19 protein-coding genes are annotated in these 19,934 nt (G+C 70.5%); 16 read left to right on the top strand and 3 right to left on the bottom strand.

Features of this window, described 5'->3' with window-relative positions; genetic code table 11:
• The first annotated feature begins 4 nt into the window (after positions 1-4).
• Complete coding sequence (locus AC6R2M_RS16870) at positions 5-1,102, top strand: carbon-phosphorus lyase complex subunit (protein ID WP_500484151.1); 1,098 nt, start codon at positions 5-7, stop codon at positions 1,100-1,102.
• Complete coding sequence (locus tag AC6R2M_RS16865) at positions 1,099-1,947, top strand: alpha-D-ribose 1-methylphosphonate 5-phosphate C-P-lyase PhnJ (protein WP_500484149.1); 849 nt, start codon at positions 1,099-1,101, stop codon at positions 1,945-1,947. Before AC6R2M_RS16870 ends, AC6R2M_RS16865 begins: the two co-directional genes overlap by 4 nt.
• Before the next feature lie 194 nt (positions 1,948-2,141).
• Here AC6R2M_RS16865 and AC6R2M_RS16860 read toward each other — a convergent pair whose 3' ends face one another.
• The gene (locus AC6R2M_RS16860) at positions 2,142-2,513 is read right to left on the bottom strand and encodes an endonuclease domain-containing protein (protein ID WP_500484147.1); all 372 of its coding nucleotides are present in this window, start codon (positions 2,511-2,513) and stop codon (positions 2,142-2,144) included.
• Between the two features lie 104 nt (positions 2,514-2,617).
• On the opposite strand from AC6R2M_RS16860, the gene phnK reads away from it, so the two are divergent.
• From phnK to AC6R2M_RS16810, 10 genes are all read left to right on the top strand, one after another.
• Complete coding sequence (gene phnK, locus AC6R2M_RS16855) at positions 2,618-3,394, top strand: phosphonate C-P lyase system protein PhnK (protein WP_500484145.1); 777 nt, start codon at positions 2,618-2,620, stop codon at positions 3,392-3,394.
• Positions 3,395-3,396: 2 nt separating this feature from the next.
• On the top strand, positions 3,397-4,119 hold the full coding sequence (gene phnL, locus AC6R2M_RS16850; RefSeq protein ID WP_500484143.1) for a phosphonate C-P lyase system protein PhnL: 723 nt from the start codon (positions 3,397-3,399) through the stop codon (positions 4,117-4,119).
• A 177-nt stretch (positions 4,120-4,296) separates the two neighbouring features.
• Complete coding sequence (gene phnD, locus AC6R2M_RS16845; RefSeq protein WP_500484141.1) at positions 4,297-5,229, top strand: phosphonate ABC transporter substrate-binding protein; 933 nt, start codon at positions 4,297-4,299, stop codon at positions 5,227-5,229.
• 80 nt (positions 5,230-5,309) lie between these two features.
• The gene (phnC, locus tag AC6R2M_RS16840; RefSeq protein ID WP_500484139.1) at positions 5,310-6,176 is read left to right on the top strand and encodes a phosphonate ABC transporter ATP-binding protein; all 867 of its coding nucleotides are present in this window, start codon (positions 5,310-5,312) and stop codon (positions 6,174-6,176) included.
• A gap of 4 nt (positions 6,177-6,180) precedes the next feature.
• The gene (phnE, locus tag AC6R2M_RS16835) at positions 6,181-7,101 is read left to right on the top strand and encodes a phosphonate ABC transporter, permease protein PhnE (protein ID WP_500484137.1); all 921 of its coding nucleotides are present in this window, start codon (positions 6,181-6,183) and stop codon (positions 7,099-7,101) included.
• Complete coding sequence (phnE, locus tag AC6R2M_RS16830) at positions 7,098-7,967, top strand: phosphonate ABC transporter, permease protein PhnE (RefSeq protein ID WP_500484135.1); 870 nt, start codon at positions 7,098-7,100, stop codon at positions 7,965-7,967. The genes phnE (AC6R2M_RS16835) and phnE (AC6R2M_RS16830) overlap by 4 nt, the downstream gene beginning before the upstream one ends.
• A gap of 3 nt (positions 7,968-7,970) precedes the next feature.
• The gene (locus AC6R2M_RS16825) at positions 7,971-8,678 is read left to right on the top strand and encodes a DUF1045 domain-containing protein (RefSeq protein ID WP_500484133.1); all 708 of its coding nucleotides are present in this window, start codon (positions 7,971-7,973) and stop codon (positions 8,676-8,678) included.
• Between the two features lie 53 nt (positions 8,679-8,731).
• The gene (locus AC6R2M_RS16820; protein WP_500484131.1) at positions 8,732-9,871 is read left to right on the top strand and encodes an alpha-D-ribose 1-methylphosphonate 5-triphosphate diphosphatase; all 1,140 of its coding nucleotides are present in this window, start codon (positions 8,732-8,734) and stop codon (positions 9,869-9,871) included.
• Positions 9,868-10,476, top strand: a complete 609-nt coding sequence (phnN, locus tag AC6R2M_RS16815; protein WP_500484129.1) for a phosphonate metabolism protein/1,5-bisphosphokinase (PRPP-forming) PhnN — start codon at positions 9,868-9,870, stop codon at positions 10,474-10,476. The genes AC6R2M_RS16820 and phnN overlap by 4 nt, the downstream gene beginning before the upstream one ends.
• A gap of 65 nt (positions 10,477-10,541) precedes the next feature.
• Complete coding sequence (locus AC6R2M_RS16810) at positions 10,542-12,953, top strand: penicillin acylase family protein (protein WP_500484127.1); 2,412 nt, start codon at positions 10,542-10,544, stop codon at positions 12,951-12,953.
• A gap of 4 nt (positions 12,954-12,957) precedes the next feature.
• On the opposite strand, the gene gph is transcribed toward AC6R2M_RS16810, so the two are convergent.
• Together gph and AC6R2M_RS16800 are read right to left on the bottom strand one after the other, a co-directional pair.
• Positions 12,958-13,647, bottom strand: coding sequence for a phosphoglycolate phosphatase (gph, locus tag AC6R2M_RS16805; RefSeq protein ID WP_500484125.1), 690 nt, complete (start codon positions 13,645-13,647; stop codon positions 12,958-12,960).
• A 14-nt stretch (positions 13,648-13,661) separates the two neighbouring features.
• Positions 13,662-14,657 carry an NAD(P)H-quinone oxidoreductase gene (locus AC6R2M_RS16800; protein WP_500484123.1) on the bottom strand — a complete coding sequence of 332 codons (996 nt, stop codon included), beginning with the start codon at positions 14,655-14,657 and terminating at the stop codon, positions 13,662-13,664.
• A 166-nt stretch (positions 14,658-14,823) separates the two neighbouring features.
• On the opposite strand from AC6R2M_RS16800, the gene AC6R2M_RS16795 reads away from it, so the two are divergent.
• From AC6R2M_RS16795 to holA, 4 genes are all read left to right on the top strand, one after another.
• Positions 14,824-15,444, top strand: coding sequence for a LysE family translocator (locus AC6R2M_RS16795; protein ID WP_500487636.1), 621 nt, complete (start codon positions 14,824-14,826; stop codon positions 15,442-15,444).
• A gap of 86 nt (positions 15,445-15,530) precedes the next feature.
• Complete coding sequence (gene leuS, locus AC6R2M_RS16790) at positions 15,531-18,140, top strand: leucine--tRNA ligase (protein WP_500484121.1); 2,610 nt, start codon at positions 15,531-15,533, stop codon at positions 18,138-18,140.
• The gene (locus AC6R2M_RS16785) at positions 18,127-18,711 is read left to right on the top strand and encodes a hypothetical protein (protein ID WP_500484119.1); all 585 of its coding nucleotides are present in this window, start codon (positions 18,127-18,129) and stop codon (positions 18,709-18,711) included. Before leuS ends, AC6R2M_RS16785 begins: the two co-directional genes overlap by 14 nt.
• Complete coding sequence (holA, locus tag AC6R2M_RS16780; protein ID WP_500484117.1) at positions 18,711-19,754, top strand: DNA polymerase III subunit delta; 1,044 nt, start codon at positions 18,711-18,713, stop codon at positions 19,752-19,754. The genes AC6R2M_RS16785 and holA overlap by 1 nt, the downstream gene beginning before the upstream one ends.
• Positions 19,755-19,934 lie beyond the last annotated feature (180 nt).

The raw sequence follows: 19,934 nt of genomic DNA, 5'->3' as shown, positions 1-19,934 counted from the left end.
GCTCATGTATGTCGCCGTGAAAGGCGGGGAGGCCGCCATCGCCGCCGCCCACGCCCTCCTCGCCGACCGGCGGCGGGGCGACCGTTCGGTCCCCGCCCTGACGCTGGAGCAGATCGCCGGCCAGCTCTCGCTCGCCGTCGATCGCGCCATGGCGGAGGGCTCGCTCTACGATCCGGCGCTCGCCGCGCTCGCGATCAAGCAGGCGCGCGGCGACCTCATCGAGGCGATCTTCCTCCTGCGCGCCTATCGCACGACGCTGCCGCGCTTCGCCGCCGCCCGGCCCGTGGACACGGGCGCGATGACGATCGAGCGGCGCGTCTCGGCGACCTACAAGGATCTGCCGGGCGGGCAGGTGCTCGGCCCCACCTTCGACTACACGCACCGCCTCCTCGACGCCGCGCTCGGACAGGACGAGGCGGTGGCCGAGCCGCGGCGCCGCGCGGGAGCCGACCCGCACGCGCCCTCCCCGCGCGTCACCGATCTTCTTTCCGCCGAGGGGCTGATCGAACCGGACGGCGTGGCCTCGGGCGAGCCGGGCGACGTGACGCGCGACCCGCTCGACTTCCCGGCCGGGCGCGACCTGCGCCTCCAGACGCTGGCGCGCGGCGACGAGGGCTTCCTCCTGTCGCTCGGCTATTCCACCCAGCGCGGCTTCGGCCGTACCCACCCCTTCGTCGGCGAGGTGCGGATCGGCCTCGTTGAGGTCGAGGTCGAGATGCCCGAGCTCGGCTTTCCCGTAACGATCGGCCGCGTCCGCCTCACCGAATGCCAGATGGTTTCGCAGTTCACCGGCGGCGGAGACGAGACGGCGCGCTTCACGCGCGGCTACGGCCTCGTCTTCGGGCAGTCGGAACGGAAGGCGATGGCGATGAGCCTCGTCGACCGGGCCCTGCGCGCCGACGAGCTCGGCGAGGAGCGCCTCTCGCCGGCCCAGGACGAGGAGTTCGTGCTCGCCCATTGCGACAACGTCGCCGCCACCGGCTTCGTGGAGCATCTGAAACTGCCCCATTACGTGGACTTCCAGGCCGAGCTCGACCTCCTGCGGCGCCTCAACGCCGAGCGGGCCGGGCCTCAGGCGGACAGCAAGGACGCGGCGCAATGAGCCTCCCCTCCTACAATTTCGCCTATCTCGACGAGGGCACCAAGCGGATGATCCGCCGCGCGATCCTGAAAGGCATCGCGATCCCCGGCTATCAGGTGCCCTTCGCCTCGCGCGAGATGCCGATGCCCTACGGCTGGGGCACCGGCGGGGTGCAGGTGACGGCCGCGATCATCGGGCCGCAGGACGTCCTCAAGGTCATCGACCAGGGCGCCGACGACACCACCAACGCGGTCTCGATCCGCGCCTTCTTCGAGAAGGTGTGCCACGTGGCGACGACGACGCGCACGGCGGAGGCGACCATCGTCCAAACCCGTCACCGCATCCCGGAGACGCCGCTCGGATCCGGCCAGACCGTCGTCTATCAGGTGCCGATCCCCGAACCCCTGCGCTTCCTGGAGCCGCGCGAGACCGAGACGCGGATGCTGCACGCGCTGGAGGAATACGGCCTCATGCACGTGAAGCTCTACGAGGACATCGCCCGCCACGGCCACATCGCGACGACCTACGCCTATCCGGTGAAGGTCGAGGGCCGATACGTGATGGACCCCTCGCCCATCCCGAAATTCGACAATCCGAAGATGGACGGCTCGCCGGCCCTGCAGCTCTTCGGCGCGGGGCGCGAGAAGCGGATCTACGCGCTGCCGCCCTACACGCGGGTGCAGAGCCTCGACTTCGAGGACCACCCCTTCGCCGTGCAGCGCTTCGAGGTGCCGTGCGCCGTCTGCGGATCGAAAGGCGCCTATCTCGACGAGCTGGTCACCGACGACCGCGGCGGGCGCATGTTCGTCTGCTCCGACACCGACTTCTGCGAAACGCAGGCGGCCCGGAAGGAGGCGGCGGAATGAGTATCGTCGTCATCTTCGACAGTCCCTGCCCCCCTCTGCCTGCCGGCATCTCCCCCTCAAGGGGGGAGATCGAAGCCGGTCTGTCCAACGACCTCTGTTCGAAGGGTGCGGCGGCCACGCACGATCGATCTCCCCCCTTGAGGGGGAGATGCCGGCAGGCAGAGGGGGGTGTCGTTCGTGCCAACCTTGGGATCCTAGTCCGCCCCGCCCCACCCTGCCGCGATGACGATGTGACGGCAGACGCCGTCGAGATCCGTCAGCACCTCGTCGTTCCAGAAGCGCAGCACGGTCCAGCCGAGCGTTTCCAGTCGCCTCGTGCGCTCGTCGTCTCGCCTGACCTGGTGCTCCTCCCCGTGGCCGGAGCCGTCGAGCTCGACGATCAGCCGGTGCTCGGGGCAGGCGAAGTCCACGATGAAGCGGTCGATCGGATACTGGCGGCGGAAGCCCAGCCCCATCAGCCGGTGCGCGCGGACCGCGTTCCAGAGCTTCAGCTCGGCCGGCGTCAGCGTATGGCGCATGCGACGCGCGTTCGCGCGGTTTCGGGGATCGACCGGCCGGTGCGGCATCCAAACCTCCTGTCGGTGACGTCGCGGCAACATACCCCCGTCTGCCTGGCGGCAGGCAGACGGGGGCGCGAAGGGGCGCCTTCCGACCGACAGGAGCGCTTGCCATGACCGACGCGCCTCTTCTCTCCGTCCGCGAGCTGACGAAGCGCTACGGCGCGCGGATCGGCTGCGCCGGCATCTCGCTCGACCTCCATCCCGGCGAGGTGCTGGCGATCGTCGGCGAGTCCGGCTCGGGCAAGTCCACCCTGCTCGCCTGTCTCTCGGCGCGCCTCGCGCCCAGCGAAGGCACCGTCGCCTACCGCATGCGCGACGGCGCGCTGCGCGACCTCGCCACCTTGGGCGAAGCCGAACGGCGCCTGCTCATGCGCACCGACTGGGGCTTCGTCCACCAGAACCCGGCCGACGGCCTGCGCATGCGCGTCTCGGCCGGCGGCAATGTCGGCGAGCGGCTGATGGCGGTGGGCGAACGGCATTACGGCCGCATCCGCCAGACGGCGGGCGACTGGCTCGCCCGCGTCGAGATCGAGGCGGGCCGCATCGACGACCGGCCGGTCGAGTTCTCCGGCGGCATGCGCCAGCGCCTGCAGATCGCGCGCAACCTCGTCACCCATCCGCGCCTCGTCTTCATGGACGAGCCGACCGGCGGGCTCGACGTCTCGGTCCAGGCGCGCGTCCTCGACCTGTTGCGCTCGCTCGTCTCCGATCTCGGCCTCTCCGTCGTCATCGTCACGCACGATCTGGCCGTCGCCCGGCTTCTCTCCCAGCGCATGATCGTCATGAAGGGCGGGCGGGTCGTCGAGGAGGGGCTGACCGACCGCGTCCTCGACGACCCGCGCCATCCCTACACCCAGCTCCTCGTCGCCTCGATCCCGGAAGCCTGACGATGCCGAACCCGTGTGAACCCGCGCTCCTCGTCCGCGACGTCTGCAAGTCCTTCACCATGCACATGCGCGGCGGCGTGACGCTGCCGGTGGTGGCCGACGCCGCCTTCGAGCTCCACCCCGGCGAATGCGTCGTCCTCGGCGGGCCGTCCGGCGTCGGCAAATCCTCGATCCTGCGCATGGTCTACGGCAATTACGGCGTCGATCGCGGCCAGATCCTCGTGCGGGACCGCAAGAGCGGCGCGATGGTCGATCTGGCGGGCGCCTCGCCGCGCGCGGTCCTGGCGCTGCGGCGGACCTCCATCGCCTATGTCTCGCAGTTCCTGCGGGCGGTGCCGCGCGCCAGCGCGCTCGACGTCGCGGCCGAGGCGCTGGTCGCCTCCGGCACGGGCCGCGAGGAGGCGGCGGCGCGCGCCGCCGCCCTGCTCGGGCGCCTCAATCTGCCGGCCGCTCTGTTCGATCTGCCGCCCGCCACCTTCTCGGGCGGCGAGAAGCAGCGCGTGAACATCGCGCGCGGCTTCTCCACCGACCATCCCGTCCTCCTCCTCGACGAGCCGACCGCCTCGCTGGACGCGGCGAACCGGCGCGTGGTGATCGAGATGATCGGCGAGAAGCTGTCGCGCGGCGTCGCGATCCTCGGCATCTTCCACGACGAGGAGGTGCGGGACGCGGTGGCGACCCGCATTCTCGACGTCTCGGCCTTCTCGGCGCGCCGGGCCGCCTGAGCCCGCGGGAAGGCACGCCGCGGACCGTCACCCAAACGTCATGGCGCCGTTGAAGGACTGTCGCAGAGCTTGACTAAGGCTTGCCGCGACCGGGGCAGGACCGAACGCCGCTCGACTGCCGAGCGCGCCCTCGCCCGAACGGTCGCGTCATTCTCATCTGTCGGCCCGGAGCCTTCCATGACCGCTCGTCTCGCACGCCTGAGCCTCGCCACCGCGATCGCCGCCGGCCTGCTCGCCCCTCTCGCCGCCAGCGCTCAAGGCGCGGCCGGCGGCATCCAGGCCTTCCGCGTCGGCATTCTCGGCGGCGAGAACGAGGCCGACCGCCTGCGCTCCTACCAGTGCCTGGTGGAGCAGCTCGGCGAGGCGCTCGGCGCGCCGATCGAGCTCTATCCCGCCTCCGACTATGCGGGCGTGATGCAGGGTCTCGTGGCCGGCCAGCTCGACATGGCCTCGCTCGGCGCCTCCGGCTATGCCGGCATCTACATGCAGGACCCGAACGCGGTCGAGCCGGTCTTCGTGAACCTCGAGGCCGACGGCTCCGACGGCTACTACGCCATGATGTATGTCCGGGCCGACTCGGACATCCAGGATCTGGCCGGCATGGAAGGCCGTTCGCTGGCCTTCGCCGACCCGAACTCCACCTCGGGCTATCTCGTGCCCAAGGCCGAGCTCGAAGGCCAGGGCATCGACATCGAGAGCTACTTCTCGCGCACCGGCTTCGGCGGCGGCCACGAGCAGGCGGTGATCGCGGTCCTCAACGACCAGTACGACGCCGGCGTCACCTGGACCTCGGGCGTCGGCAAGGAGTCCGAAGGCTTCACCCGCGGCAATTTCCGCACCATGGTCGAGAACGGCCTGCTCGACATGAGCGACCTTCGCGTCATCTGGCGCTCCAACCTCATCCCGAACGGCCCCTGGGTCATCCGCTCCGCCCTGCCGGAGGAGGCCAAGACCATCTGGACCGAGTGGATGGAGAACCTGCCGCAGACCGATCCGGAGTGCTTCGCCCAGATCTCCAACGGCAGCGGCGAGGGCTTCAAGCGCGTCGACCACTCCTTCTTCGAGAACGTCGTGGCCATGCGCGAGCGCGAGGTCGCGGGCTCGCGCTGAGACAACCGAACATGACAGAAGGGTCTCGTGCCGGACGGTGCGGGACCCTTTCCCATGGGACGAGTGGACGAGGATCCGACATGCTTCGCATCGAGAGCCTGACGAAGACCTTCAAGAGCCGCAACGCGGTGGACGCCGTGTCGCTCGACATCGCGGCCGGGCAGATGGTGGGCGTGATCGGGCGCTCGGGCGCCGGCAAGTCCACCCTCCTGCGCATGCTCAACCGCCTCGCCGAACCGTCGTCCGGCCGCATCCTCTTCGAGGGTCGCGACGTGACCGGCCTGAAGGGCCGCGAGCTGCATGCCTGGCGCGCCGACTGCGCCATGGTCTTCCAGCAGTTCAACCTCGTCGGGCGGCTGAACGTCCTGACGAACGTCCTGACCGGCCGGCTCTTCCATCACGGCCTCGTCTCCTCGATGCTGCAGAACTTCTCCGCCGCCGAGCGGGCCTTCGCGGTCCACGCCCTCGACCGGCTCGGCATGGCGCACACCGCGCTCCAGCGCACCGACACGCTGTCGGGCGGCCAGATGCAGCGCGTCGCCATCGCCCGCGCGCTGGTGCAGGAGCCGAAGATGCTGCTCGCCGACGAGCCCATCGCCTCGCTCGACCCGCTGAACGCCAAGATCGTGATGGACGCGCTGCGCACCATCAACCGCGAGGACGGCATCACCGTCCTGTGCAACCTCCACACGCTCGACACCGCGCGCGCCTATTGCGACCGCATCGTCGGCCTCGCCGAAGGGCGCGTCGTCTTCGACGGCAGGCCGGAGGAGCTGACCGAGGCGGCGGCGCGCGAGATCTACGGCGCCGAGGCCGAGGACGCCTTCCAGGAGGGACTGACCTCCACCGCCATCCGCAAGGCGCCCGCCCGCGCCGCCGCGCCCCAGCCCGTTCCGGCCGGCGCGATGGCCCGTGTCGCCGGCCCCGCGCCGGCCTATGCGAACTGATCCGATGACGTCCCGCGAGGACCGGCGGCCGCGCACCGGCGCGGTCGAGACCTTCGAACGCCACCGCGCCGAGCTGATCCGGCAGAAGATGGCGATGAACCTCCTCTTCGCCGCCGGCTTCCTCGCCGTCCTGGCGCTGTCGGTCGTCATCTCGCGCTTCTACCCCGAGCGCCTCGCCTCCGGCCTGCCGCGCATCTTCGACTATTTCGGCACGATCCTGCCGAACCTGGAGCTCGACAAGCTGCTCCTGCCGCGCGGGGAGGACGGACGGGCCGTTCCGGGCTCCCTGACCTACTGGTACTCGGACCTCTCGACCTATCTGCGGCTCATCGGCGAGACGATCCTGATGGCGCTGACGGCGACGATCCTCGGCTCTCTCGCCGCCTTCCTCCTGTCCTTTCCGGCGGCGCACAATCTCGCCCCGAACTCGGTCGTCTACTGGATTTCGCGCCGCTTCCTGGAGATCTGCCGGGGCGTGCCGGAAATCCTCTACGCGCTGGTCTTCGTCTTCGCGATCGGCATCGGCCCGCTGGCGGGCGTTCTCGCCATCGCCATCCATTCGGCGGGCGCGCTCGGCAAGCTCTTCTCGGAGGTCAACGAGAACGCTTCGCTGCGGCCCGTGGAGGGCATCCGCTCGGTCGGCGGCACCTGGTTCGAGGAGATGCGCTACGGCGTGATGCCGCAGGTCCTGCCGAACTTCGCCTCCTACACATTGCTGCGCTTCGAGATCAACGTGCGCGCCTCCTCCATCGTCGGCTTCGTCGGCGCGGGCGGCATCGGCACGGAGCTGAACCGCGTCATCAGCCTCTATTCCGACGACCGCGTCCTCGCCGTGCTCCTGATCGTGATCGTGCTGGTGACGATCATCGACCTTCTCTCCGAGGCCCTGCGGGCCCGCCTGATCGGCCGGGAGAACCTGGCATGAGCGCGCTCGCCCTCCCCAACCGTTTCGCCGATTTCGACGCCGGCGCCGTGTCGAGGCTCGAGGCCGAGCATCCGGCGATCTTCGGCCCGAACCGCGGTGCCGGCCTCGGTTGGGCGCTCGCCCTCGCGGTCCTCGCCTATACGCTCGGCTCGCTCTGGTATTTCGAGGTCTGGAAGCTCGCCTACGCCTCCGACCGGGCGTGGCGGCTCCTCTCCACCATGTTCGTCTGGCGCAACATGGAGAGCTGGCAGTACGCCAACATCTACGGCGCCATCGCCCAGACGCTCGCCATGGCCTTTCTCGGCACGCTCATCGCCGCGCTCATCTCCCTGCCGATCGGCTTCCTCGCCGCGCGCAACACCATGCCGATCTCGCCGCTCCGCCATCTGGTGCGCCGCTTCCTGGACGTTCTGCGCGGCGTCGACCAGCTCGTCTGGGGCCTCGTCTTCGTGCGCGCCGTGGGGCTCGGGCCGCTCGCGGGGGTGCTCGCCATCATCGTCTCCGACACGGGCACCCTCTCCAAGCTCTATGCCGAGGCGATCGAAAACATCGACCGCAAGGAGGTGGAGGGCGTGCGGGCGACCGGCGCCTCGCCGGTGAAGGTGGTGCGCTACGGCTACCTGCCGCAGGTGCTGCCCGTCTTCCTGTCCCAATGGCTCTATTTCTTCGAATCCTCCACCCGCTCGGCCACCGTCCTCGGCATCGTCGGGGCGGGCGGCGTCGGCATGATCATCATCGAGCGCTTCCGGGCCAATCTCTTCGACCAGGTCGCCTTCGTGGTGCTGAACGTCCTCGTCTGCATCTTCGTGATCGACTGGCTGTCGCGTAAGGTGCGCCAGCGCTTCATCGGCGCGGCAGGAAACTGAGCCATGCGATACGCCCTCTACTACACGCCCGCGCCCGGCGACCGGCTGCTGACGGCGGCGGAAGACTGGCTCGGCCGCAGCGCCTTCGGGCGGACCGTCGAGGCATCGAGAGCGGCCGATCCGGCGCTCGTCGCCGACGCGCGGCGCTACGGCTTCCACGCGACGCTGAAGGCCCCCTTCGAACTGGCGGAAGGCCGCACCGAGAGCGAGCTGAAGGCCGCGCTCGCCCGCTGGTGCGCCGCGCGTCCCCCGGTGGAGGCCGTTCGCCTCACGCTCGGCCAGCCGTCCGGCTTCTTCGCCATCGTACCGGAGAGCCGGCATGCGGCGCTCGACGCCTTGGCCGCCGACATCGTTCGCGACTTCGAGGCGTTCCGCGCGCCCCTGTCGGAGAAGGACCGGGCGCGACGCCGTCCCGAGGCCCTGCCCGAGCGCCAGCGCGAGCATCTCGAGCGCTGGGGCTATCCTTACGTCTTCGAGGACTTCGCCTTCCACATGACGCTCACGGGGCGCCTCGACGAGGCGGCGAGCGCCGCCGTCCGGCCGGAGCTGGAGACGCGCTTCGCGCCGCTTCTCGCTTCACCCCACCGGATCGCGACCCTTGCGCTCTTCGCCGAGCGCGAACGCGGCGCGGATTTTGAGGTCGTCGACATCCATCCTCTTTCGGGCCATGCCCGGACGCAGCCGGCCTTCGGCCATTTCGACGCCGCCTGACCGTGAGACACGCGGCGGGCTCCGCCGCGAGAGCCACCAGAAAGACCTGACGCATGAGCACCGAAACCGTCCTCTCCAACGCCCGCATCGTCCTCGGCGACGAGATCGTGACCGGCAGCGTCACCCTTCGGGACGGACGCATCGCCGCGATCGACACGGGCTCCTCGCGCACCGGCGAGGATTTTGGCGGCGACTATCTGATGCCGGGCGTGGTGGAACTCCACACCGACCATCTGGAGGGCCATTACAGCCCGCGTCCGGGCGTTCGCTGGAACATGCTCGGCGCCGTCCAGGCGCATGACGCCCAGGTCGCCTGCTCGGGCATCACCACCGTCTTCGACTGCCTGCGCATGGGCTCGGACGAGGACGGGGGTTTCGACCCGGCGGAGATGCGCGATCTGGCCGACGCCATCGAGCGGGCGATGAAGGAGGGGCGCCTTCGCGCCGAGCACAAGCTGCATCTGCGCTGCGAGGTCTCCGCGCCCGACGTGCTCGACGCCTTCGCCGCCTTCCGCGAGGATCCGCACGTCCATCTCGTCTCGCTGATGGACCACGCGCCGGGCCAGCGGCAGTTCCAGTCGATGGACGCCTACATCTTCTACTACAAGAAGAAGCGTGGCCTGAGCGATGCCGAGTTCGACGCCTTCGTGCAGCGCCGCGTGGACCAGTCGGCGCGCTATTCGGCGCCGCACCGGCGCGAGATCGCCGAGCACTGCCGCGCCCGCTCCATTCCCATGGCGAGCCACGACGACGCCACCCTCGCCCATGTCGAGGAGGCGGTCGGCGAGGGCGTCGCGGTCTCCGAGTTCCCGACGACGATGGAGGCCGCGCGCGCGGCGCACGAGAGCGGGCTCTCGGTCCTGATGGGCGCGCCGAACATCGTTCGCGGCGGCTCGCATTCGGGCAACATCGCCGCCAGCGATCTGGCGAAGGCCGGCGTCCTCGACGTCCTCTCCTCCGACTACGTGCCCTCCAGCCTCCTGCAGGCCGTCTTCGCGCTCGCCCGCGACGTCGATGCGATCTCCCTGCCGCAGGCCGCTGCCCTCGTCACCTCGACGCCCGCTCGCACGGTCGGCCTCACCGATCGCGGCTCGATCGCCGAGGGACTGCGCGGCGACATCATCCGCGTTTCGGCCGGCGACGGCATTCCGGTGGTGCGCTCGGTCTGGCGCGAGGGACGCCGGGTCGCGTGAGCCTCGCGGTGACGGGCGGCGCCTTCGTCGCGATCGTCGGCCCGAGCGGCTCGGGCAAGGACTCGGTCATGCGCCTCGCGCGCCGGCGGCTCGACGAGGAGGCGCCGGGCCGCTTCCACTTCGTGCGCCGCGTCATCACCCGCGAGGCGGACGAGGGCGCGGAGGCCCATGACAGCTGCTCGCCGGAGCGCTTCGAGGCGCTTCGCCGTGCCGAGGGCTTCGCCCTCTCCTGGGACGCGCATGGCTGCTCCTACGGCATCCCGGCCGCGGTGGACGAGCTCGTCGCGCGAGGCGACGTGGTCGTCGCCAATCTCTCGCGCGGCGTCCTGCCGGACATGCGCGCGCGCTACGCAAGCGCCTTCGCCGTCGAGATCACCGCGCCGATCGAGGTGCTGGCGCGGCGCATCGCGGCGCGGGGCCGCGAAAGCGGAGCGGCGGTCGAGGCGCGGCTGAAGCGCTCGGAGCGCTTCTGCGCGCCGGGCGTGCCCTACGATCTCGTCATCGACAATTCCGGCTCTCTGGAGGCCTCCGGCGCCGCGCTCGTCGATCTCCTGCGAAGCCTTCGGCCTTCGGCTTGCCGGCAGGACCGGGTCGCCGCACTGTAGGCGTCTCTTGCGTTATCTCCTAAGCCGCCCTTACAGTCCGGGCCGCATCAAGAGGTGCCGCCCTCATGACCATGGTGAAGCTCATCGCCGCCACGCTTCTCGGATCGACGCTGGTCGGTCAGTCCGCCTCGGCTGAGGCCGAATTCGCAAGCGCCGTTTCACGTGAGACGCGGCAGGTCCCCGGTTTGGAAAGCCCGGCCGAGATCGTGCTCGACCATTGGGGCATCCCCCACATCTACGCGGAAAGCGAGCGCGACGCGCTCTTCCTGCAGGGATACAATGCCGCCCGCGACCGGCTCTGGCAGATCGACCTCTGGCGCAAGCGCGGGCTCGGGCGTCTGTCGGAGAGCTTCGGCCCCTCCTTCGCCGAGCAGGACCGCGCCGCCCGGCTCTTTCTCTACAGAGGCGACATGGAGGCCGAATGGGCCTCCTACGGGCCGAAGGCGAAGTTCTATACCGAGGCCTTCGTCGAGGGGCTGAACGCCTATGTCGATCAGGTGCTCGACGAAGAGATCGAGCTGCCGGTCCAGTTCAGGGCGAGCGGCAGCCGCCCCGAACGCTGGAGCCCGGAGGACGTGGTCCGCATCCGCAGCCACGGCCTCACCCGCAACGCCGCCTCCGAAGTGGAGCGCGCCCGCGTCGCCTGCGCGGCCGGTCTGGAGGCCGACCGCCTGCGCGCCAAGCTCGAGCCGGACTGGACCGCGTCCGTCCCCGAAGGGCTCGACCTCTGCTCCATCCCCGAGGACGTTCTCGCCGACTATCAGCTCGCGACCAAGCCCGTGGAGTTCGAGGCCCTCGGCCAGCGCGACGCGGCGCTGGAGGCGCGCGACTTCCTCAAGGCCTCGCGCGAGGCGCGCGACACGATCGGCTCCAACAACTGGGTGGTGGCGCCGAGCCGCACCGCGACCGGCCGGCCGATCCTCGCCAACGATCCGCACCGCGCGCACGGCGTTCCCTCGCTGCGCTACATCGTGCACCTGAACGCGCCGGGCCTGTCGGTGATCGGCGCGGGCGAGCCGGCCCTGCCCGGCATCTCCATCGGCCACAACGGCACGATCGCCTTCGGGCTGACGATCTTCTCGGTCGATCAGGAGGACCTCTACGTCTACGAGCTGAACCCCGAGAACCCCGACGAATACCGCTACGGCGAGGGCTGGGAGGCGATGCGCGTCGAGACGGAGACGATCGCGGTGAAGGGCGGCGAGCCGCGCACCGTGAAGCTTCGCTTCACCCGCCATGGTCCGGTCCTTCGCGTGGACGAGGGCAACCATCGCGCCTTCGCGCTGCGCACCGTCTGGCTGGAGCCCGGCACCTCGGCCTATTTCGGCTCGTCGGACTACATGACGGCGCGGAACTGGCAGGAGTTCGAGACGGCGATGAACCGCTTCGCCGCGCCCTCCGAGAACCAGGTCTATGCCGACACGCAAGGCAATATCGGCTGGATCGCCGCCGGCATGACGCCGAGGCGCGAAGGCTGGGACGGGCTGCTGCCGGTTCCGGGCGACGGGCGCTACGAATGGGGCTTTCTGGAGCGCTCCGAACTCCCCTCCTCCTACAATCCCGAAAAGGGCTGGTTCGCCACCGCCAACGAGATGAATTTGCCGCCGGACTTCCCGGTGGCGGACAAGCCCATCGGCTTCGAATGGGCCAATCCCTCGCGCTACGAGCGGATCGCGGAGGTGTTGTCGCAGAACGCGTCCGTCTCGGTGAACGACGCGATGCGGCTCCAGAACGACGACGGCACCATGGTCGGGCGGCGGCTCGCCGCGCTCGTCCAGGCGATGCTAGACCCGCGGGACGAGGCGAAGGCGCGAGCGCTCTCCATGCTCAAGGCGTGGGACGGCTTCGCCTCGGCGGACAGCGGCGCGGCGGCGCTGGCGGAGATCATGATCTTCGCCCCGCTCGGGCGCGAGACGGTCGACGTCGCCGTTCCCGAACCCGCGCGCGCCATCGTCGCGGCCGGCGAGATCGGCGCGGTGCTGGACCTTCTGGAGAACCCGGACGAGCGTCTGGGAGACGATCCGCGAGGGGCGCGGGACGAGATCCTGACCCGCGCCTTCGACGCCGGCTTCGCGCGGGCCGTGGAGCTGATGGGCGAGGACCCGGCGAAGTGGCGCTGGGGCGCGATCCACCGGGCGCATTTCGTGCCGGAAATCGCGCCGCTCCTGTCGGAGGCCGAGGCGGCGCAGTCGAGCGTCGGCCCGCTCGCCATCGGCGGCTCGGCGCACACGCCGCGCGCGGCGACCTATGACGAGAACTTCGTCGTGCGCTCGGGCGCGTCCTTCCGCATGGTCCTCGATGTCGGCCGGTGGGACGAGAGCCGCGTCATCAACGCGCCCGGCCAGTCCGGCGACCCGTCGAGCCCGCATTACCGCGATCTCGCGCCGCTCTGGGCGGCGGGCGCCTATGTGCCGCTTCTCTACTCGCGCGAGGCGGTGGTGGCGAACGCGGCCAGCGTGCTGACGCTGACGCCCTGAGGCGTCAGCCGCTCGCGCTCAGGGCAAGGCGCGCGACCTCGCGCAGGTCGCCCGCGAGAGCGTCCGCCTCGATCTCCTCGACGGGCACGCGCAGATAGCCGTAGGTGACGAGGATCGTGGCCGCGCAGCCGGCGCTCCGGCCGCAGGCGACGTCGTGCTCGCTGTCGCCGACGAACCAGCTGCGCGCCGGATCGACGCCGAGCCGGCGGCAGGCCTCCAGCGCCGGCTCGGCCGCCGGCTTTCGCACCGCGCAGCTGTCGCCGCCGACGAGGGCGCCGAAGCGGTCGAGCAGGCCGAGGCCGCCGACGAGAAGCCGCGACACGGCCTCCGGCTTGTTGGTGCAGATGCCGAGCTTGATGCCGGCGCCCGAAAGCGCATCGAGACACGCCGCCGCGCCCGGATAGAGAACGGTGCCTTCCACCGGCGAGGCCTCGTAGAGCGCCATGAACTCGGCGACCGCGTCGCTCGCCTCCTGCGCCGAGGCGCCGCCCGTCGCCTCCAGCGCCCGTTCCACCAGCTTGGCGGGCCCGTCGCCCACGAAGAGGCGCAGGCGCGAGACGGGCTGTTCCTCTCGCGAGCGCGCCCGCAGAACCGCATTGGTGATCGCGGCCAGCGACGGCAGGCTGTCGGCGAGCGTCCCGTCGAGATCGAAGAGGATCGCCTCCGGCACCGTCATCCGCGATGCCGGGTCCATCGTCGGCACGTCGCTCAGCCCATCGTCAGGACGATCTTGCCCACATGGGAGCCCTCGTCCATGCGCCGGTGGGCGTTCGCGACCTCCGCGAAGGGCACGACCGTGTCGATGACCGGCCTGACGCGACCGTCCGCCAGAAGCGGCAGGACGTGCTCGGCCAGCGCGTCTGCGATCTCCGCCTTCATCGCCACGGACCGCGCGCGGAGCGTCGATCCCGTCAGCGTCAGGCGCTTGACGAGGAGCGGCGTCAGGTCGAGCGAGACCTTCGGGCCGTTCAGGAAGGCGATCTGCGAGATGCGGCCGTCCACGGCGGCGAGGCGCAGGTTCTTCTGCACGTAGTCGCCGCCGACCATGTCGAGAATGACCTCCGGCCCGCGCCCGTCCGTCGCCGCCTTCGCCACCTCGACGAAATCCTCATCGCGATAATTGATGAGCACGTCGGCGCCGAGCGCCCGGCAGGCGTCGAGCTTGGCCGCGCTGCCCGCCGTCGCGATCACACTGGCGCCGAAGGCCTTGGCGAGCTGGATCGCCGTCGTGCCGATGCCCGACGAGCCGCCATGGATCAGGATCGTCTCGCCGGCCCGCAGGCGGGCGCGCTCGAAGACGTTGGTCCAGACGGTGAAGAAGGTTTCCGGCACGGCGCCCGCCTCGACGTCGGACAGAGCGTCCGGGACGGGCAAGGCGTTGGTCTCGTGGACGACGACATATTCGGCATAGCCGCCGCTCGCGACCAGCCCCATCACCCGCGCCCCGAGGGCGAAGCGCTCGGCGCCCTCGCCCCGCGCCTCGACCGTTCCGGCGAACTCCAGCCCCAGAATGTCGGAGGCGCCGGGCGGCGGCGGGTAGCCGCCATTGCGCTGCGCGACATCCGGCCGGTTGATGCCGGCCGCGCGGATGCGCACCAGGATCTCGCCCGGTCCCGGCTCGGGCCGTTCGCGCTCCACGAAGGTCAGCACCTCCGGCCCGCCGGCCCCGTTCGCGATCACCGCCTTCATCGTCCGCGATCCCATCTCGCCTCTCCGTCGACAACGCTTCGTGCCCCGCGAAGTAGGGAAGCCGCCGCGCGAAGTCGAACGCGCGGCGGCTGTATCCCCACGCGGCCCATGCTAGAGCTTTCGGGCTCCGAGCGCTCGCGCGTCCGGCCCGCCCCCGCTCGGACGATCGACGATGCAGACGCTGACCCATCTCCTGCCGGTCTATCTCGCCTACGTCCTGACCACGGCGAGCCCGGGGCCGAGCAACATGGCGATCATGGGCACGGCGATGCGCCAGGGCCGGCGCCCCGCCCTCGCCTTCGCCTGCGGCACGATCACCGGTTCGGCGACGTGGGCGTGTCTGGCCGCGAGCGGCCTCTCCGCCGTCCTCGCCACCTATGCCGGGGCCATGACGATCGTTCGGATCGTCGGCGGGCTCTATCTTCTGTTCCTCGCCTACAAGGCGGCGAAGGCCGCGATGACCGCGCGCCCGATCGACCCGGGCGCGAGCGCGCCCGGCAGCGTCTCCTACGGCACGCTCTACCGTCGGGGCCTGCTCATCCACCTCACCAATCCGAAGGCGATCCTCGGCTGGATCTCGATCATGTCGCTCGGCCTTCGGCCGGGCATGCCGGCGCATGTCCTGCCGATGATCCTCGTCGGCTGCATCGCGCTCGGCATCACGATCTTCTCCACCTACGCGCTCGTCTTCTCCTCCGCGCCGATGGTCGCGCTCTACGCGCGGGCGCGCCGCCTCATCGAGGGCTCGATCGCCATCTTCTTCGCGGCGGCGGCCGCCCATCTCCTCACCGCGCACGGCTGATCCGACCGGCATGGCGTCCGGCGGCGGGAGCGGCTAAGAACCGTTCCGAACGCCCAGCCGACATTCTGACCGATCGACGATCTTCCATGGCCACCGAACGCTACAATCCGAAAAGCTCCGAACCGCGCTGGCGAAAGGCCTGGGACGAGGCGAAGCTCTTCGAAACCGACACGGCCGCCGGCGGCGATCCCTATTACGTGCTGGAGATGTTCCCCTATCCCTCGGGGCGCATTCACATGGGCCACGTGCGCAACTACGCGATGGGCGACGTCGTCGCCCGCTACAAGCGCGCCAGGGGCTTCAACGTCCTGCATCCGATGGGCTGGGACGCCTTCGGCCTGCCGGCCGAGAACGCGGCGCGCGACAACAAGGTGAACCCGCGCGACTGGACCTACGCCAACATCGAGACGATGAAGGGCCAGCTGAAGACGATGGGCCTGTCGCTCGACTGGTCCCGCGAATTCGCCACCTGCGACCCCGCCTACTACCGCCATCAGCAGAAGCTGTTCCTCGACTTCTGGAAGGCCGGCCTCGTCGAGCGGCGCTCCGCCAAGGTCAACTGGGACCCGGTCGACATGACCGTGCTCGCCAACGAGCAGGTGATCGACGGGCGCGGCTGGCGCTCGGGCGCGCTCGTCGAGCAGCGCGACCTGACGCAGTGGTTCCTGAAGATCACCGACTTCGCGCAGGATCTCGACGCCGCCCTCGACGGCCTTCCCGGCTGGCCGGAGAAGGTGAAGCTGATGCAGCGCAACTGGATCGGCAAGTCGCGTGGGCTCGAGGTCGATTTCGCCCTGACGACGCCGACGGCGGGCTTCGAGGCGATCACTTGCTTCACCACGCGCCCGGACACGATGCACGGCGCGAGCTTCGTGGCGATCTCGCCCGACCATCCGCTCTCGCTGGCGCTGGAGGCAAAGGACGAGGCGCTGGCCGAGTTCAACGCCGAGTGCCGGCGCATCGGCACCTCGGAGGAGGCGCTGGAGAAGGCCGAGAAGCGCGGCCGAAACACCGGCCTCACCGTCCGCCATCCGGCCGAGGACCGCGAGCTGCCGGTCTGGATCGGCAATTTCGTGCTGATGGGCTACGGCACGGGCGCCGTCTTCGGCTGCCCGGCGCACGACCAGCGCGATCTCGACTTCGCCCGCAAATACGACCTCCTCGTGCGCAACGCCTTCCACATGCCCGGCGAGACGAACGAGATCGCCGACACGGCGCTGGTGCCGGCCAAGTCGGAGCGCGTCGTCTATGTCGAGCAGTTCGCGGGCGTAAGCGAGGCGACCGGCGAGGAGGCGATCGAGCGCACGATCGAGTGGTTCGAGGCGCGCGGGTCCGGCCGGGGCGTCACGCGGTTCCGCCTGCGCGACTGGCTGATCTCGCGCCAGCGCTACTGGGGCTGCCCGATCCCGGTCATCCACTGCGAGACCTGCGGCGCGGTGCCCGAGGCGGACGGGAACCTGCCCGTCACCCTTCCGCCGGAGGTCGAGTTCGACACGCCCGGCAACCCGCTCGACCGGCACCCGACCTGGCGCCACGTCGCCTGCCCGCAATGCGGCGGCCCGGCCCGGCGCGAGACGGACACGATGGACACGTTCGTCGATTCCTCGTGGTACTTCGCGCGCTTCACCAGCCCGCAGGCCGAAACGCCGACCGTTCCCGCGATCGCCGACCGCTGGCTGCCGGTGGACCAGTATATCGGCGGCATCGAGCACGCGATCCTGCATCTCCTCTACTCGCGCTTCTTCGCGCGGGCGATGAGCGCGACCGGCCACATGGACGTGGCCGAGCCCTTCAAGGGCCTGTTCACGCAGGGCATGGTGGTCCACGAGACCTACCGGACGCTCGGCGAGGGCACGGCGCGCGAATGGGTGCCGCCGGTCGACGTCGACTTCTTCGAGGAGGGCGGCGAGCGCCGCGCCCGGCGCCTCTCGGACGGCGCACCGCTCGAGATCGGCTCCATCGAGAAGATGTCGAAGTCGAAGAAGAACGTCGTCGATCCCGACGACATCATCGCCTCGCTCGGCGCAGACACCGCGCGCTGGTTCATGCTGTCGGACTCGCCGCCCGAGCGCGACGTGATCTGGACGGAGGCGGGCGTCGAAGGCGCGCACCGCTTCGTGCAGCGTGTCTGGCGTCTGGTGGCCGAGAACGCCGGGCCGGCGACGGGCGGCTTCGACGGCGCGTGGAGCGAGGCGGCGACGAATGTGCGCCGCGCCGCCCACCGCACCGCCGCGGGCGTGGCCGACGACATCGAGCGCCTCGCCTTCAACAAGGCGGTCGCGCGCATCTACGAACTGGTCAACGCGCTCTTCGCCGCGCTCCAGCCGGAGGCGGTGCAGGCCGATGAATCGCTGCGCGCGGCGGGCGCTGAGGCGCTGTCGATCCTCGTGCGCCTCTTCGCGCCGATGATGCCGCATCTGGCCGAGGAGTGCTGGCGGGAGCTGGGCCGGGACGAGCTCGTGGCGGCCGCGCCCTGGCCGAGCGTCGATCCGGCGCTCCTGCGCGACGACGAGATCGTGCTGCCGGTGCAGATCAACGGAAAGAAGCGCGGCGACGTGCGCGTGCCGGCGGAGGCCGGCAAGGACGAGGTGGAGGCGATGATTCTCGCCCTCGACTTCGTGCGCGAATCGCTGAAGGGTGAGCGCCCCAAGCGGGTGGTCGTGGTTCCGGGAAGGATCGTCAATGTCGTCCTCTAGCACCTTCACGCGCCGCGCCGGCCGCGCCGCCGCGCTCGGCCTCGCCTTGGCCCTCGCCGCCTGTCAGGCCGCGCCGCTCTACGGCACCACGTCGATCGATCCCGCGACCGGCGCCTCCAACGCCGCGCTCGCCCAGCTTCGCGGCCGGATCGCCGTCGTGGAGGCGCAGGCGCGGACCGACCAGATCCTGCGCAACGCGCTTCTGTTCCAGCTGAACGGCGCCGAGCCGGTGCGCGACCCGATCTATCAGGTGACGCTCGCCGTCTCCGGATCGGATTCCGCCGTCTCGATCCAGGGCGGCAGCGGCACGCCGCGCGCCAGCGTCTACCGCATGAGCGCCACCTACACGGTGACCCGCGTCGCCGACGGGCGGATCGTGGCGCGCGGTTCGCGCTTCGCCACCTCGCCCTACGACCGGTCGGACCAGCTCTTCGCCGCCCAGCGCGCGCTTCTGAACGCGCGGCAGAACGCGGGCGAGACGCTGGCCGCGCAGATCACCCTCGCCATCGCGCCCATCCTTCGCGGCGACGTCTCCGGGCAGCCCTCGGCCGCCGCCCTGCCCCGGACCTGATGGCCCAGAAGCGCGCCGGCGAGGTCGACGCCTTCCTGGCGCGGCCCGACCACGCCTTTCCGGTGATCCTGCTCTACGGGCCGGATCCCGGCCTCGTCGCCGAACGGGCCGAGGCGATCGCGGACAAGTCCGGCGTCGATCGCTCGGACCCCTTCGCCTCCGTCCTCCTGCAGGCGGACGAGCTGGAGCGCGAGATCGGCCGTCTCTTCGACGAGGCGCGCACGATCAGCCTCTTCGGCGGGCGCCGGCTGATCCGGGTGAAGGGTGCGGGCAACGGCCGCAATCTGGCCGACGCCGTCTCCGATCTCGCCGCCGACCCGCCGAGGGACGCCGTCGTCGTCATCGAGGCGGGCGACCTGAAGAAGAATTCGGGCCTGCGCCTCAACGCCGAGCGCGGCCACGCCGCGATGGCCCTGCCCTGCTACCAGGACGAGGGCCGCGCGCTCGACCGCATGATCGACGAGGAGACGGGGGCGAGCGGCCTCGTCATCGAGCGCGGCGCGCGCGAGCTCCTGAAGAGCCGGCTCGGCGCCGACCGCATGGCCTCGCGCGGCGAGGTCCGCAAGCTCTGTCTCTACGCCCACGGGCGCCCCGGCATCACCGAGGAGGACGTGGCGGCCGTCGTGGGCGACGTGTCGGCCGAGACGGTGGACGAGGCGGTGGACGCGGCGGCCGGCGGCGACGTGCGCAAGCTGCCCGAGCTGATCGAGCGCCTGACCTCGTCCGGCACCTCCACCTTCCAGCTCCATTCGGCGCTGCTGCGCCACTTCCACCAGCTCCTGTCGATCCGCGAGGAGGTGGAGGCGGGCGGCGCGACCGTCGGCGCGGCGGTGGAGAAGCGCCGGCCGCACTTCCGGCGCAAGGACGCGCTCCTGGCCGCCGCCGCGGCCTGGGACCGCGCGGGCCTCGTTTCGACGCTCTCGCGCATCGAGGCGGACGTGTTGACGAGCCGCAAGGAAGCCGCGCTCGCCATGACGATCACCCACCGCACGCTGGTCGAGATCGGCGTCGAAGCCGCGCGCCGGCGTCTGACACGGCGCTGACCGCACCCGAGGTTGCCGGCGACGGCGCAGGATTCAGCCTGTGATGGTCCGGCGCCGCGCCCTCGAGCGTGTTCTGCGGCGTTTACCGCGACAGGTATTTCCGTCGGCGCGGCGTTTTGCGAGCGCAGCCAGGGGTTTCACGCGTCACCGAACTGTCATAGAAGTTTCACGCAGCCGTCG

The sequence above is a fragment of the Aureimonas sp. CAS genome (assembly GCF_059838215.1).
The sequence above is the reverse complement of the archived record's forward strand: the minus strand, read 5'-3'. Positions and strand labels throughout refer to the sequence as shown.